General features: G+C 69.3%; 10 protein-coding genes and 2 pseudogenes. 6 read left to right on the forward strand and 6 right to left on the reverse strand.

Going from position 1 to position 14,861, the window contains the following annotated elements; genetic code table 11:
- Position 1 precedes the first annotated feature (1 nt).
- The 6 genes and pseudogenes from OG410_RS01650 to OG410_RS01675 all read right to left on the reverse strand — a co-directional run bounded on the left by OG410_RS01650 (position 2) and on the right by OG410_RS01675 (position 10,379).
- Positions 2-2,605, reverse strand: a complete 2,604-nt coding sequence (locus OG410_RS01650; protein WP_329297408.1) for an ATP-grasp domain-containing protein — start codon at positions 2,603-2,605, stop codon at positions 2-4.
- Positions 2,602-3,900, reverse strand: coding sequence for a cysteine synthase (locus OG410_RS01655; RefSeq protein WP_329303994.1), 1,299 nt, complete (start codon positions 3,898-3,900; stop codon positions 2,602-2,604). Before OG410_RS01655 ends, OG410_RS01650 begins: the two co-directional genes overlap by 4 nt.
- Positions 3,889-4,842, reverse strand: a pseudogene (locus tag OG410_RS01660) (ATP-grasp domain-containing protein); the annotation flags it as partial. The gene OG410_RS01655 and the pseudogene OG410_RS01660, both read right to left, overlap by 12 nt.
- A 131-nt stretch (positions 4,843-4,973) precedes the next feature.
- Entirely contained in the window at positions 4,974-5,582 is a 609-nt protein-coding gene (gene epsC / locus OG410_RS01665) for a serine O-acetyltransferase EpsC (protein ID WP_329297409.1), read from the reverse strand.
- Positions 5,583-5,644: 62 nt separating this feature from the next.
- Positions 5,645-9,670, reverse strand: coding sequence for an amino acid adenylation domain-containing protein (locus OG410_RS01670; protein WP_329297410.1), 4,026 nt, complete (start codon positions 9,668-9,670; stop codon positions 5,645-5,647).
- Positions 9,671-10,004: 334 nt separating this feature from the next.
- Positions 10,005-10,379, reverse strand: coding sequence for a hypothetical protein (locus tag OG410_RS01675; protein ID WP_329297411.1), 375 nt, complete (start codon positions 10,377-10,379; stop codon positions 10,005-10,007).
- Positions 10,380-10,887: 508 nt separating this feature from the next.
- On the opposite strand from OG410_RS01675, the gene OG410_RS01680 reads away from it, so the two are divergent.
- The 6 genes and pseudogenes from OG410_RS01680 (at position 10,888) to OG410_RS01700 (ending at position 14,772) form a co-directional block, all read left to right on the forward strand.
- Positions 10,888-11,424: a winged helix-turn-helix domain-containing protein gene (locus OG410_RS01680; protein ID WP_329297412.1), complete on the forward strand. Its 537-nt coding sequence runs from the start codon at positions 10,888-10,890 to the stop codon at positions 11,422-11,424.
- 76 nt (positions 11,425-11,500) lie between these two features.
- Positions 11,501-11,959, forward strand: coding sequence for an RrF2 family transcriptional regulator (locus OG410_RS01685; protein WP_326790259.1), 459 nt, complete (start codon positions 11,501-11,503; stop codon positions 11,957-11,959).
- A gap of 146 nt (positions 11,960-12,105) precedes the next feature.
- Entirely contained in the window at positions 12,106-12,201 is a 96-nt protein-coding gene (locus tag OG410_RS42485) for a putative leader peptide (RefSeq protein WP_351863911.1), read from the forward strand.
- 229 nt (positions 12,202-12,430) lie between these two features.
- Complete coding sequence (locus OG410_RS01690) at positions 12,431-13,537, forward strand: aliphatic sulfonate ABC transporter substrate-binding protein (RefSeq protein WP_329297413.1); 1,107 nt, start codon at positions 12,431-12,433, stop codon at positions 13,535-13,537.
- Positions 13,538-13,551: 14 nt separating this feature from the next.
- Positions 13,552-13,770: pseudogene (locus tag OG410_RS01695) on the forward strand (ABC transporter ATP-binding protein); the annotation flags it as partial.
- 78 nt (positions 13,771-13,848) lie between these two features.
- Entirely contained in the window at positions 13,849-14,772 is a 924-nt protein-coding gene (locus OG410_RS01700) for an LLM class F420-dependent oxidoreductase (protein WP_329297414.1), read from the forward strand.
- The last annotated feature ends 89 nt before the right edge of the window (positions 14,773-14,861 follow it).

The following is a 14,861-nucleotide window of genomic DNA, read 5'->3' on the forward strand; positions in this document are numbered from 1 at the left end:
CTCAATCGGTTGCGATACGGATGGCGGTCTCCGCGTCCAGGACGCGATGCCGCGTGGTGTTCGCGTCCGGCCCGGTCGCGATGACGTGCCCGGCTCGGTCCCAGGAGGACGCCCACGGCCGGACTTCCTGGCCGGGTTCGACGTCCACCTCCACGACCTGGACGCCGGGCAGCGCCCGGGCCGTGTCCACGCCCACGACCTCGGTCACGGTGCCGGGACCGGCGGCCAGGAACCGGATCGCCGAGGTCCGCTGCGACGATCGGGGCAGCGTGACCGGACGGCCTGCCAGCAGGTCGATGAGGGTCAGCCTGATCCGTGTGTCGTAGGCCAGGTCGATCAGGTCGATGAGGTAGTCACCCGGGCACCTGCCGGCACATTCGACCAGCGTCGGTCCCGAGTCGGTCAGGATCCACTCGGCGTGCAGGATGCCGGTCCCGAACCCGATCGCTGTGACCAGCGCCCGCATGGCCGTGTCGAACGCGGTCTCCGTGTCCTGGTCGAGCGGCGCGGGCAGCAGATGGCCGAGTTCGACCGGGTACGGACCCGGAATCACGGTCTTGGCCGTGATGTTCTGGAAGACGATCTCGCCTCGCTGGACCAGCGCCTCGACGCTGTACTCGGGACCCTGCAGTCGTTCCTCGGCGAGGAAGCGCCACGCCAGTTGCCGGTCGGGCACCTGCTCGTACTCGGCGGCGGACGAGGTCCGTTCCCAGGCCTGTGCCGCGGTGGTGGCGTCGACCGCGTCCAGGAGCTGTACGCCGACACTCGCCTGCCGGTTCGCCGGCTTGACCACCACCGGGCCGTCGCCCGCGAACTCGAGGATGTCCGCGGGCCCGTGCACCTCGCGCCAGCGCGGATTGCGGACTCCCCCGGCGCCGGAGACCTCGCGCAGCCGAACCTTGTCCCGCAACGCCTGCGCGGCGGCCTCGGTCGCGCCCGGCAGCCCGAGCTTCTCGGCCAGCGCGGCCGCCGCCGGCACCGCGTACTCGAGCCCCGGGACGACCGCCGCCACCGTTCGCCGGGCCGTCAGCTCGGCGGCCAGGTCCAGGGCTTCGGTCGACTGCTGATAGCTCGCCGGCACGATCCGGTCCAGGCAGTCGAAACCGGCCGCGGCGTCACCCAGTTCCCGCTTGCGGATGATGTCGGGTTCCTCGATCACCACGACCGACCTGCTGGGAACCTTCCCGTCGATCGCGCGCAGGTAGGCCGCGTTGTAGCCGACGAACACCACCTGCGCGTCGGTGGGGACGGCGGTCATGGCGACCTCCTGGTTGTCGTGGGGGACCACTGCATGGCCACTGCCTTTCTGCGGGGTGGGGGGACTTGTGACCGACGGTGGCCGTACGGGCGTACCGGCCCGGCCGTCCGCCCGTACGGGCGTTTCGTCGATGACGACTTCGATCGCGGAGAGCACCTGCGCGCAGCGGGCCCTGGCCTCCTCGGGAGTGGGACCGGAGACGATGACGTGCCCGTGCCTGCTCTTCGAGTCGCGGACCGCCGCCACGGTGTCGCCGGGGCGCAGCCGGACGGTCAGCTCGTCGACGTGACCGAGCTCCGCGGCTGCCTCCAGGCCGCGGATCTCACCGACGCGGCCGGGCGGGAAGGTGAAGAACCGTACGATCGCCGTCGCCTGCGACGCGACCGGCTCGGCCGCCGTGCCCGCGAGGCCGGTGAAGATCGCCTGTTCGATGTCCAGTCCGGTGGCCAGCTCGACGAGCCGCGGTATCCGGTCACCGCCGAGCCGGGCCTGTGACTCGACGATGCGCGGGCCGTGCGGGGTCCAGATCACCTCGGTGTGCGCGGGGCCGAACCGGTACCCGCACGCCGTGAGGAACTCTGTGGTGAGATCCTCGATGGTCCGCCGACGGTCCTCGGGCAGGGGCGCCGGATGGACGTGTCCCACCTCCACGAACAGCGGCGGCGGACCCAGTACCTTCTCGGTGACGCCGACGACCAGGTGCCGGCCGTCCTTGCTCAGCGTCTCGACGCTGTATTCGGGACCCCGCAGGTATTCCTCGACCAGGAAGGGGCCGTCGTAGCCGTACTGGTCGACGAGCGCGGTCCATGCCGACCGGTCCTCGGCGTCCTGCCAGAGGAACACGCCCCGGCTGCCGGCGAGCGCTGTCGGTTTGACGACCGCCGGGTAGCCGATCCGCTCGACCGCCTCCGGTACTTCGTGCCGGGTCGGTGCCGCCTCGAAGGACACCGGGGACAGGCCGCGCCGGGCCAGCAGGTCCCGCATCGCGTGCTTGTCGACGAGGTGGCGGATCGCCGCGGCCGGGTTGACCTCGGCGTGCAGGTCCTCGGCCACCTCGTAGGCGGTGACCATCGTTTCCTCTCTGCCGATGTGGTAGATCACCGTGGCGTGGTGCTCCCGGGCCACCTCGCGAAGGGTGCGGCGCAGCAGCTCCGTGTCCTGGAAGTCGACCGTCACGAACAGGTCCGCCAGCTCGCGCACGTCGTCGAGGTACTCGGGTGACTCGAGCCGTGGGTCCCAGATCGCGCCGACCCAGAAGCCCGCGGCCTGTGCCTTCCGCACGAACTGGCGGTACGGCATCACCATCAGCAGGCGTGGCCGGTCGTCGGCGTGCGCGGGTGCTGTCACCGGGCACCTCCGCCGGCGGCGGCACCGGCGGGTACCGGCTCGGTCTCGCGGCCGAGCAGGCTCAGGTACCGCTCTCCGGTGTCGGGCAACAGCGTCACGATGCGCTTGCCCCGGTACTCCGGACGGCCGGCCACCACACCGGACGCGTGGACGACGGCACCGGCCGAGACACCGACCATGAGGCCCGCGTCGAGCGCGAGCCGCCTGGTGGTGTCCAGCGCGTCCTGGTCGGAGACCGCGATCACCTCGTCGATCAGGCGTCGGTCCGTGGTCGGCGCGATGAAGCCGCCGTTGAACCCCGGAATGGAGTGGGTGCCGGGTTCGCCGCCGGACAGCAGGGGCGACCCGGCCGGTTCCACCGCCACGATCCGGACGGCGGGGTGCCGCTCGCGCAGGTAGCGCCCCACCCCGCTGATCGTGCCGCCGGTGCCGACTCCGCAGACGAACACGTCGACCCGTCCGTCGGCGTCGGACCAGATCTCCGGACCGGTCGACTCGTAGTGCGCGCGGATGTTGTCCGGATTGTCGTGCTGGCAGCAGAACCACGACCCGGGTGTCTGCCGGTGGAGTTCCGCGGCCTTGTCCACCGCGGCCTGGTAACCACCGGTGTGTGGTGTCCGCACCACCTCGGCGCCCAGCGTCCGCAGCATGGCCACGCGCTCCGGTGTGGCGTTGTCCGGCAGCACGATGACACAGCGGTAGCCGCGGGCCGCCGCCAGCGCGGCCAGCGAGATCCCGGTGTTGCCCGAGGTCGCCTCGATCACGGTGCCGTTGCCCGGGGTGAGCAGCCCCTGTTCCTCGGCGCCGCGCAGCATCCACAGTGCGGCCCGGTCCTTGCTGCTGGACCAGGGGTTGAACAGCTCCAGTTTCGCCAGCACCTCGGCATCGCCGGGGACGCCGTCCGTGATGCGGTCCACCGGCAGCCGGAGCAGCGGTGTACGGCCGATCAGGTCGACCAGGGAGTGTGCGACGGGCCGCCGGGTGACCGGCTCCGTGCGGATGTCGATCTCCTGCACGGCGGCCTCGGCGGTCCGCGCCGCGAGCTGGGCGGTTTCGGCCACCACGAGGACATGACCGGCGCGGTCGCCGTTGCGGCGCAACTCCCGCAGCACGGCGCCCGGTTCCGGCTTGACGACGACCTCCTCGACTCCGGGCAGCGCGGCGGCCCGTTCCTGCCCGCTGACCGACACCACGCGGCCGGGCGCCGCCGTGAGGTAGCGGATGGCGGCACCGGCGACCGGCCGCTCGGGCAGCACCCGGGCCGGGAGCGGCTGTCCGAGGTACTGCCGGGCCACGAGTTCCAGTGAGCGGATGCCGAGGGCACGGTCGACGAGATAGGTGATCTTGCCGCCGGCGGGCCTGGGGTTGATCTCGATGAGCTTGGGCCCGGACTCGGTCACTTTGATCTCGACATGGGCCATGCCCAGGTCGAACCCGACCGCTCGGAGCGCCTCCACGGCCAGGTCGCCGCAGGCACGGACCAACGGCTCGGGCAGGCTCGAGGGGAAGCTGTGGGCGAGCTCGACGAAGTAGCCCTGGCCGATCACCGACTTGTCGGTCACCCCGAACACCTCGTACCGGTCGCCGTCGGCCAGGACCTCCACACTGACCTCGGGGCCGCTGAGGTACTCCTCGACCATCAGCTCGTGGTGGCGGGCCTGGCCGCGCGTGTTCTCCCGCCGTGACCGGATCAGCGCGACGTGCTCGGCTGCCTGGGACGCGGTCTCGACGAGCCGGACGTCGGCGCTGCTGGTCTCGTCGGCGGGCTTGACCACACAGGGCAGGCCGATCTCCGTCGCTGCCGCCTCCGCCTCGGCCGGGGTCTGCACGGTGCGGAACGCCGGTATCGCGACGCCGAGTTCGGCGCAGCGCCGGCGCATCGACGCCTTGTTGCGCGCTGTCGCCACCCCGTCGACGCTCACCGTCGGGAGTCCGAGGTGGACCGCCACCTGGGCGGCCACGACCACGTCGTACTCGGCCAGGGTCAAGAACGCGTCGAAGGGGTGCTCGGCCCCGGCCGCGTGCACATGCGGCAGGAGTTCCTCGAAGATGTTCGTCTCACAGTGGACGATCTCGTCGACGTAGTTGTCGAAGTAGGCCGGGCCGCCCGGTACTTCCAGGTACCGGTCCAGGTCGCGGGTGAAGAAGGTGACGCGGCAGTCGAGTTCCTTGATGATCTGCAGGCCCTCGAAGCCGGAACCGGAGAGGTTGCTCTCCACGACACCGACGTGAATCATCTATGCCTCCGATGGCATCCCGACGCGTGGTCGGGTTTGAGCGGGACGACGGGCGGCGGGTGAGAAGCGGCGCACCGGAACTGCGCACGACGAGCGGCGGACAGCGACGGTGAACCGGTCCGGGCGGACCGTCACCAGCACCCGGACGTGGCCAGCGAGCGCAGCAACTGGTCCGACTCCTCCCGGTCGGCGGCCGAGAGGCGTGGCACGATCTCTGCCGCGGGGGCCATCACCCGGGCACCTGAAGGCACATCGCGCAGTACGAGTGAACCCGCGCCGATCAGCGCGTCGTCGCCGATGGTGACCGGGCCGAGCACGATCGCGTTGGTGCCGAGCACCACGCGGTCGCCGACGACCGGATGCCGGCGGGCGCCGGGCTCGCGTCGCCCGTCCCGCCACCAGCCGACCGCGCCCAGCGTGACCTGATGGAAGATCGTGACGTCGTCGCCGACCTCGGCCGTCTCCCCGATGACCACCGCGGCTCCGTGATCGATGAACACGCGCCGGCCGAGCCTCGCGCCCGGATGGATCTCGATTCCGCCGGTGACCGCGCGCGCCAGGTAGGCCAGGAGCCGGGCGAGCTGACGGTGCCCGCGGGCGTACAGGACGGAGGCCAGCCGGTGGGTCCACAGCGCCGGCAGCGCGGGATGCAGCAGCGCCTCCGCCCGCGTGCGGATCGACGGGTCCCGCGCGACGATCACGGAGAGGTCCTCTCTCGCTCTCATGATCACCCTGCGCATGCGGTCCTCCGTGAATTCATGTCCTGGTTCTCCGTCGGCACAGTCGAATTCGGTGGCAGGCTTCAGTAGTTCGGGGCCTTGACCAGATTTCCGGTGCCTTCGACGATCTCCGGTATGTACACCCGCTCGGTCCAGGCGTCCTGAGTCACCGGTTCGAGGGCGATCGAAACCGCTCCCTCGTCGACCGAGAACGCGGTTCGGACCGCACTGGTGATCGCGTCGACGAGGGCCGATATCTGGTCGGCTCCGAGGTTGTTCGGGAAATGCTTGATGCTGACGTGGGGCACTCCGATGACCTTTCCGGGGAGTTGCGCGGCCTTGATGGCGGTGACGAGTTCGTCTATTCCGCTCGCGCGCAGCAATTCGTAGTGATCAGCCTTGAGTCGGCTGATCCTGGGGGGCGTGCTCGACAGTGTGTGGCCGGTGTCGATGAAGGAATCCTGGTCGCCGTCGGCGCGGAACACCGTGATCGGCGCGGTGATGTGGCGCCGGGCCAGTTCGTGCGGGGCGTACTCGAACAGAAAGGTCTGCCGCACCACGCCGACTATCCTGCGCACGAGCGCACGCTCCAGATGGGCGAACCGGCCGCAGACGAAGGCGATGAACGAGTCCTCGTCGTGGGTCGCGGCCAGACACGCATCGACGGCCGACTGTTCGAGGTTCCCGGAGAAAACCGAGTAGAGAATCGCGACAAAGGTGGTGTCTGTGAAGCCGACCGCCGCCTCGGCGGACGGGCGGGTCCCGGCGCGTTTCCCGACCGGCGGCTTGCCCGGCGCGATCAGGATCACCTCGTCGACCTGCTCGCCGGCGCACTCCAGTTGGCGGGCTGCCTCGAACGCGGCTCGGGCCCCGAAGGAGTAACCCCACAGCGTGTACGGGCCGACCGGTTGGGCCTGCCGGACGAGTTCGACGTCCTTGGCGACCATCTCGTCGAACGACGGGTAGGCGATCTCGCCCGCGTTGATGCCGTGGGCCTGGACACCGAGAAACGGCCTGTCCTGTTCCAGCCGGCCGACCAGCAGCCGCAGGCTCATCGGGTATCCGCCCAGACCGGGCCAGCAGAACACCGGCCGGCCTCCCTCCGCGGTGTGCAGTCGCACGAGCCTCGACAGCGCGCTCGTGGGCTCACGGTCGACGCGCCGGGCCAGGTCCGCGATGGTCGGAGCGTCGAACAGCACCTGGAGCGGCAGGGCGCTGCCGAGTTCCCGGTTGATGCGGCCGACCAGGTTGACCGCGGTCAGCGAGTGGCCCCCGGCGGCGAAGAAGTTGTCCCGGATCGAGACCCGTTCCTCTCGCAGCACCTTCCGCCACAGCCCGGCGATGGCTTCCTCGGTGGGCGTGCGCGGGGGGACGACCGGCGCTTCGCTGTCTTCCACGGCGGCCTTGTCCAGGTCGCGCAGCGCCTGGTGGTCGATCTTGCCGTTCGGGGTGAGAGGGAAGGCGTCCAGGACGGTGACCCGGTTGGGCAGCATGTACGGGGGCAGGGATTCGGCGAGGTTGTCCTTCACGATCTCGGCGGGCCCCCGCATGTGGACCGAGTCCTCCTTCATGCCTTCGCTCAGCCGCTGCTCGGCACTGATGCGGCCGCCGACGGCGAAGTAGGAGGCCGTGTCCGGGCCGAGGCCGACGATGTCCGCTATGCGCCGGGCCGACGGCAGGGGGTTGCCGGTCTCCGAGCTGTAGCCGGAGGACATCAGCCCCAGATCGAGGCCGTTCGTCTGGAGGCGCTGCAGTTCCCGGCCGAGGTCGACGTAGCGCCGCCAGGGTTCGGACGCGTGGCCGATCAGGCTGACGCCGAAGCCCGCGCGCTCGTAGACCTCCTGGTTGATGGCGATGACGTCCTGCTTGCGGATCAGCTCGTCGGACACACGCACCAGCTCGCCGCCGGTATAGCGGTACTGACCGCCGTCGAGATCCACGATCCGGCCGGGATGGGCCTGCACATACAGGTCGACCGGACTGTCCGCGGCCGGGGTGTCCGCCGTCTCCACCTCGTACGTCGCCAGGTGGTAGTCCTCTTCCGGGCAGCGCAGGACGTCCTTGACCTCCGGCGCCTCCGGGCGGGCACTGATCCGCAGCCCGTACGCGGGCAGCACATGGTCGAACAGGCCGGCCATGTGACCGGCTTCGAACCTGAGGACTTCCTGGATGTTGTTCCGGTAGACGGGTTCGATCGCCGACCGGCGCCCGATGACGTGGACGCGCAGCCTCGAAGCACCGGCTGGAGCACGGCTGATCAGCAACAGCTGATGACTGACCGGGTGGTAGTAGTAATGGCCCGGTTCGAGGCCCGCGACGCCGGACAGCTCCAGGTACAACTGTGTGGCGTAGAGCGAGCCCGGCGAGGCGTACCCGTATTTGGGCAGCAGCCGTTCGCCGCTGGGGAACTGCCCGAAATAGCGCAGCAGGGAGCCGAGTTCGGGAAGCGTCAGGGTGTCCGGCGTCCGGGGCGCGTCCGGTCGGCCGGCCGGTCGGGCGAGCAGGCCCAGGATGTCGGACCGGGTTGTCGCGCCGCCTTCGAAGAACCGGTACGTCTTGCGGGCGAACACCGTGCGCCGCTGGCGGACCGTGGCCGTCCGTCCGGGCAGGTCGACGTACTGCGCTCCGCCCTCTTCACGGACTCCCGGATTCGAGAGCTGCGCCTTGAGTTGAAGCCTGCTGCCCTTGGACTGGTGGTGAGCGCCGTGGTTGCCCTGATCCATCAGCGCGGCCCGCTGGGGATCGAGCTCGATGAAGGCGATGAGGTTGGTGCCGATTCTCGCGTCGTCCCGGACCAGGACGGCGGCGCGCTTGACCCAGTCGTGTCTCTCGATGGAGACCTTGACCTCGTCGAGCTCGACCCGAAAACCGCGCAACTTGACCTGGGTGTCGGTACGGCCGAGGAACTGCGCGGTGCCGTCGTCGTTCCACCGGGCCAGATCACCGGTGCGGTAGAGACGGGCGGATTCGGGACCTGTGGCGAACGGGTTGGTGACGAACCGGGCGGCGGTCAGCTCGGGGTTGTTCAGATACCCGCGGGCGAGTTGGGGTCCCGCGATGTGGAGTTCACCCGATTCCCCCCGCGCGACCGGCCGGCGGGCGGTGTCGAGGATGTGGAAACTCATGCCGCGCACCGGCAGGCCGATGGGGACGTGGTCCGGACCGTTCTGGACGGAACCGCGGTCCACCACGTGGGCCGAAGCGTTGATGGTGCACTCGCTCGGGCCGTACAGGTTGACCAGTTCGCAGCCGGGTAAGGCGTCGAGCAGCTCGATCGCCAGGCTCTTGGTGAGCGCTTCGCCGCCGCTGAAGACATGGGTGAGCGAGGTGCAGTCGGACAGCCGTCCGGTGTCGACAAGCGCCTGCAGCAGGGTCGGCACCCCCTGCAGAGTGGTCACCCCGTTCGCCACGATCAGGTCGATGAGCCCGCCGGGGTCGGCGTAGACGCCCGGCTCGCTCATCACCACGCTGCTGCCGCAGGCCGGCGCGAGGATCTCCCACTGTGCGGCGTCGAAACTCAGCGGTGTCTTCTGCAGCACCGTTCTGCTTGCGTCCAGGCCCCGTTCGTCGGCGAGCCAGCGCATCTGATCGACGATGCTGTGGTGTTCGATGCCGATGCCCTTCGGCTTGCCCGTGCTTCCCGAGGTGTAGATGACATAGGCGAGGCCGGCACCCTCCACAGCTCGAGGAGCCGTTGGCGGGACGGCCCGGGGCTCCGGCTCGGTCGCCCGGTGGGCTCGTGTCCCGTCGAGGATGACGATCTTCGTCCCTGGCGGCGTCATCGCGGACAGGCGGGGCGCCAAGGACTCGTCCGTCAGGATGACCCTGGTCCGGGAGTCGGCCACCATGTAACGCACGCGCTCGTCCGGGTACTCGGGCGACAGCGGGAGGTATGCGGCGCCCGCGTGCAGGACACCCCAGACGCTTGCCATGAGGTCGACGGACGGCCCCATGAAGATGCCGACGGGATCGTCCGCCGCGGCTCCGAGCCGTCGCAGACGGTCCGCCACGTCCTCGCTGCGCTCATGGAGTTGCCGAAACGTCAGCCGCTCCGTGCCGCAGGAGACGGCAGTCCGGTCGGGTTGGGCGTGCGTGGCCGCACGCAGCATGTCTGACAGGGAAATCTTCTCGGACCCCGTTGGTTTCGCCATCGTCCTTCGAACCTAGAATTCGACGTTTCCGGGCAGGTCGACGCGCGTAACACGCCCTGGGAAATCAGGCATGGGAAAAGCGCGATCGGTGATGGATCTGGTTTCGAACACAAGCAGCCGGAATGACTGGACATCCCACGGGATCGCTTGCTGGATCAGCGTCGCAACCACATGGTGTGAGGCCGGCGCTCAGACCGTCTCAGTACATCGCCCAGCGGGGCGCTGCGCCCGTTCAAGAAGTCGTGCGGACATGCCTTTTACGCCTCCCCAACCAGGTCTCCGCGGCCGCATTTCAAGAGTCCGGGGCCGGAACAGCACCGCCGCGGAACATGACGGTCTTCCACGGCACCCCGAGGGCGCTCGCAGGAAAAGCCAGAGCATTTCCTGCGGGCAATCGGAAGGTACACGATCGAGATGGGCGACGTGAGATCCGGAAATGGAACATCTTGCCCCCTTTGAACAGGTCCTCGCCGTCGAGTTCCCGGTCGGCCACGCAGGCCGAAGTGTTACGTGGCGCAAACAGGGTGACGCTGTTCCGGTTTTCGCCATCGGTATCGATGGGGACGGGGGCCGATGGCTTCCGAATCGACAACCAGGCGCCCGCCTTGCCGTCGACCGACGGCAAGGCGGTCCACCGTTCTTCGACGACGCGAACGTTCACAGTCATACGCGGCAGCGAATGCCCTGTGCGGCCAGTTGGGCGGTGCGGTCGTCCGCCGGCGGTCCGGGCCGCCGGGAACAGTTCACGGAGCCGCAATGGAGGGCGCCACCGGAACAGCCCATACCGCCCCACCGCCGTTACCTGCGTCCCCGCCGAACGCGCCCTGCGACCCCCCGCACGACACAGCAGGGCGGGGCAGCCGCCAGGGAACCGCCCTCCCCTATTTCCTATTGTTTTACTAGGAAAACATTGCAGCCCGCCCGACGAGTGCGCAGGATGGTGCGCATGCCCGCTGCGCAGCAACGACTCGCCGGCCGTCGGCATGTCGACTTCGGTCACATCGTCAGCGCCGCCTGCTGACGCCCGTAGAGTGCGCAGCGGTCTGCTGTCACGCGCAGGGCAGGCAGCTCACACGTCGCACGTGCCGCTCCACTCTCTCTTCCGCCACCAGGCGATCAGCTGAACCCACGTCACTGCGCCCGGACGCCCGACACACTTCTGAAGGACGACCGTCATGACCACGGCACCTCCGGCCCAGGCCACCCCACAGGCTTCACCACTCTCCGACGCACGCCGCCTCCGCCTTGTGGGCGACACCGTTCAGGGCCGCCCCGAGGCGCACGGTTCCGCAGCCCTCGTGGGTTACCTCATCCTCGTCCCCGAGGGCACCGACCCCGCTCAGCTCTTCGCCGAGGGCGTGACACGACCGGAGATCCGGCGGGTCTCCTACACGGACCCACCTCCCGCGCAGGAGACGGGAGTCAGCGTCGTCCACATCGATCCGACACGGCACGCCGCGGAACTCGACGGGCGCGAACTCGATCTCACCCAAATGGAGTTCGGGCTGCTGGCCCATCTCGTCCGGCACCCTCACCGAGTGCATTCGCGAGAGCGGTTGATAGCCGGCATCTGGGGCTACGACCACATCGGCGACGGCCGCACCGTGGACGTCCACATCGCCCGGCTGCGCCGCAAGCTGGGCAGGGCCCACCGGCACCGGATCGTCACCGTACGAGGCGTGGGCTACAAGTACGTGCCCGACCCGCAGTAACCCTGCGCGGTGCGGCACGAGGGACATCGGCCGGGGCAGAGGGGAACGGACCGGAACAGTGCGGGATACTACGCACATGCGGATCTCAGCCAGGGCGGACTATGCGGTACGTGCCGCACTGCAGCTCGCCGCGTCACGGGATGACGCGCCTCTGAAAGCCGAGGCCATCGCCGACGCACAGGACATCCCGCACAAGTTTCTCGAAAGCATCTTGAACGACATGCGCCGGGGCGGTCTCGTCCTCAGCCGGCGCGGCGGCAACGGCGGTTACCGACTGGCCAGGCCCGCCGAGGCCATCAGCATCGCCGACGTGATACGCGCGGTGGACGGACCACTGGTCTCGGTACGGGGGGTGCGTCCCCCGGAGCTCTCGTACACCGGCCCCGCAGAATCGCTGCTCCCCTTGTGGATCGCGCTGCGCTCCAACGTACGCGAGATCCTTGAGGGTGTGTCACTCGCCGACGTCGCATCCGCCCGACTCCCCGCCGACGTATCCGCGTTGACCGACGCTCCGGGAGCCTGGACGAACCCTTGAGGCGCCGGGTCGTCCCACATCGCGTCCCATAAAGCGAGACGGCAGCGTCCATCATCCGAACACCCCCTTGGGATGGGGGCCGCCTTCTGCCACGATCCCTACCAGCCAGGTAGGAATACCGGGGATCGTGGGGGGTGGCCATGGGAATGCTCGACTGCACAGGGCGGACACTGCCGCTTCTGACCTCGCGTCGCCACATCGACCTCGGCCGTACGTCCAGTGCCATCTGTCGGCCTGTCTGACGCCGCGGAACCTGCACCTTTCCGAGCCGCGACCGCTTCCCCGCCCGCCACGTCCTTGTCCGGCGGATCGGACGCCCGTCCCCCGGCCGCGACCTCAGCGTTCCCTTTCCCTGCCTTCGACGGCACGCGTGTCGCCGAAGGCACGGAAATGGCGTGCCGGTGCGCGCCGACGCGTTGTCGCCGCGCGGTTTCACATCTTCCTCGACCCATCTTCCGAGAGGACACCTCAGTGTCTGCCGCAAGACCGCTCTCCGCCCTGCGCACCATCGCCGTCATAACCGCGGTCCCCCTCCTGCTCACCGCCTGCGGTTACGGTTCCGACTCCACCGACGACGACAAGCGGCCCGCGGTCGCGGCGGGCGCCAAGAAGCTCTCCGCCGACGAGGTGAAGATCGGCTACTTCCCCAACCTCACGCACGCCACGGCTCTGGTGGGCGTCCAGGAAGGCCTGTTCCAGAAGGAACTCGGCGGCACCACGATCAAGGCCTCGACCTTCAACGCCGGCCCCTCCGAGATCGAGGCGCTGAACGCCGGCTCCATCGACATCGGCTGGATCGGCCCCTCCCCGTCCATCAACGGCTACACCAAGTCCAAGGGCAAGAGCCTGCGGATCATCAGCGGTTCGGCCTCCGGCGGCGTGAAGCTCGTCGTCAACCCGAAGAAGATCAAGTCCCTGAAGGACGTCAAGGGCAAGAAGATCGCGACGCCGCAGTTCGGCAACACGCAGGACGTCGCGTTCCTCAACTGGGCGGCTGAGCAGGGCTGGAAGGTCGACGCCCAGAGCGGCAAGGGTGATGTGTCGGTCGTCCGCACCGACAACAAGATCACCCCGGACGCCTACAAGTCCGGCTCCATCGACGGCGCCTGGGTGCCGGAGCCGACGGCCTCCAAGCTGGTCGCCGAGGGCGGCAAGGTACTGCTCGACGAGTCGGACCTGTGGCCCGACAAGAAATTCGTGATCACGAACATCATCGTGTCGCAGAAGTTCCTCAAGGAGCACCCCGACGTCGTCGAGGCCGTGCTGCGCGGCTCCGTGAAGACCAACGCGTGGATCAACACCAACCCGGACAAGGCCAAGGCGGCCGCCAACGCGGCGCTGGAGAAGCTGTCGGGCAAGGCGCTGCCCGCCGAAGTCATCGACCCCGCGTGGAAGTCCATCGCCTTCCTCGACGACCCGCTGGCCTCCACTCTCAGCACCGAGGCGGAGCACGCGGTCAAGGCCGGCCTGCTGGACAAGCCCGATCTGAAGGGCATCTACGACCTCGCACCGCTCGACAAGGTCCTCGAGGCCGAGGGCAAGGGCAAGGTCGACGACGCCGGTCTCGGCGCCGAGTAACGACAACGGACCCGATGACCTCCCAGGAGGTGACGACCATGGCCACCACGACGGCCACGGCTGCCGAGGACGCGACGACGGTGACCCATGCCGCCCGTATCGAGCACGTCTCCACGTCCTTCTCCGCACCGGGCACACCCGGCGGACAGCAGCTCGTGCCGGACGACATCACGTCCGATGTCGCACGGGGCGAGTTCGTCACCTCCTGGGGACCTCGGGCCGACAGCAAGTCCAACCCGTACACATGACTGACAAGAAGCTGTCACACATGAACCGGAATGCGGGATCGGACGCGGGCGGTTCTGACTGGCATGACCGTAGGAGTAGCACTCAACGCATCCGACGTGGAGAACCAGGTCGACGCCTCCGTGAGTCTGGCTCACGAAGCCGCGGCGGCCGGCCTGCGCTCGGCCTGGTTCGGACAGACCTTCGGCGCGGACTCACCGCAGCTCGCGGCGATCGTCGGGCGGGAAGAGCCCCGACTCCACGTGGGCACCTCCGCCATCCCCGTCTTCGGCCGGCATCCCCTGCTCGTCTCCAGCCAGGCCCAGACCGCCCAGGCGGCCACGCACGGCCGCTACCACCTCGGGCTCGCCCTGGGCACCAAGCTCCTGACCGAGAGCGGCTTCGGCCTTCCCTTCGAGCGGCCCATCGCCCGCCTGCGTGAATTCCTCACCGCCCTGGGGCAGTTGACCCGGACGGGCACGGCCGACTTCCACGGTGAGCTGCTGACCGCCGCCCCGCCGATCTCCGCGCGCGTACCCGGCGCCGAGAGCGGAGTGCCCCTGCTCGTCGCCGCGATGGGCCCGCAGGCCCTGCGGGCCAGCGGTGAACTGGCGGACGGGATCCTGCCCTATCTGGCGGGCCCGCGCGCTCTGGAAGAGCACATCGTGCCCGCTCTCACCGCCGCGGCAGCCGCCGCCGGCCGTCCCTCGCCCCGGATCGTCGCCCTGGTGCCCGGCGTGGTCACGGACGACGTCGAGGCCGTGCGCGCGAAGGCCACCGAGCAACTGGCCTTCTACGAGCAGATCCCGTCCTACGCGCGGGTCGTCGAGCTCTCCGGCGGTCGGCGGGCGTCCGACGTGGCCGTGATCGGCGACGAGAGGACGGTCGCGGCCGAGGTACGACGCTACCGGGACGCCGGAGCCACGGAGGTGGTCTTCACCTCCACGGACATCGCCGGGGAAGCGGACCGGCGGCGCACCTGGGCGCTGCTCGGCGAACTGGCCGGATGAGCGACCACCGGACACATGGACACACACCCCAGAAGATCCACACACCGCCGCGAGGCCGGACCTCGCGGGACGAACCTCGCGGAACGAAG

It is taken from the genome of Streptomyces sp. NBC_00659 (genome assembly GCF_036226925.1).
In the GTDB taxonomy this organism is placed as follows: Bacteria; Actinomycetota; Actinomycetes; order Streptomycetales; family Streptomycetaceae; genus Streptomyces.

Excerpts from the sequence above, each read along its gene's own strand:
- OG410_RS01700 (WP_329297414.1), top strand. The coding sequence starts at position 13,849 with ATGACCGTAGGAGTAGCACTCAACGCATCCGACGTGGAGAACCAGGTC.
- OG410_RS42485 (WP_351863911.1), top strand. The coding sequence starts at position 12,106 with ATGCTCGACTGCACAGGGCGGACACTGCCGCTTCTGACCTCGCGTCGC.
- OG410_RS01685 (WP_326790259.1), top strand. The coding sequence starts at position 11,501 with ATGCGGATCTCAGCCAGGGCGGACTATGCGGTACGTGCCGCACTGCAG.
- OG410_RS01680 (WP_329297412.1), top strand. The coding sequence starts at position 10,888 with ATGACCACGGCACCTCCGGCCCAGGCCACCCCACAGGCTTCACCACTC.
- epsC (WP_329297409.1), bottom strand. The coding sequence starts at position 5,582 with ATGCGCAGGGTGATCATGAGAGCGAGAGAGGACCTCTCCGTGATCGTC.
- OG410_RS01675 (WP_329297411.1), bottom strand. The coding sequence starts at position 10,379 with ATGACTGTGAACGTTCGCGTCGTCGAAGAACGGTGGACCGCCTTGCCG.
- OG410_RS01670 (WP_329297410.1), bottom strand. The coding sequence starts at position 9,670 with ATGCTGCGTGCGGCCACGCACGCCCAACCCGACCGGACTGCCGTCTCC.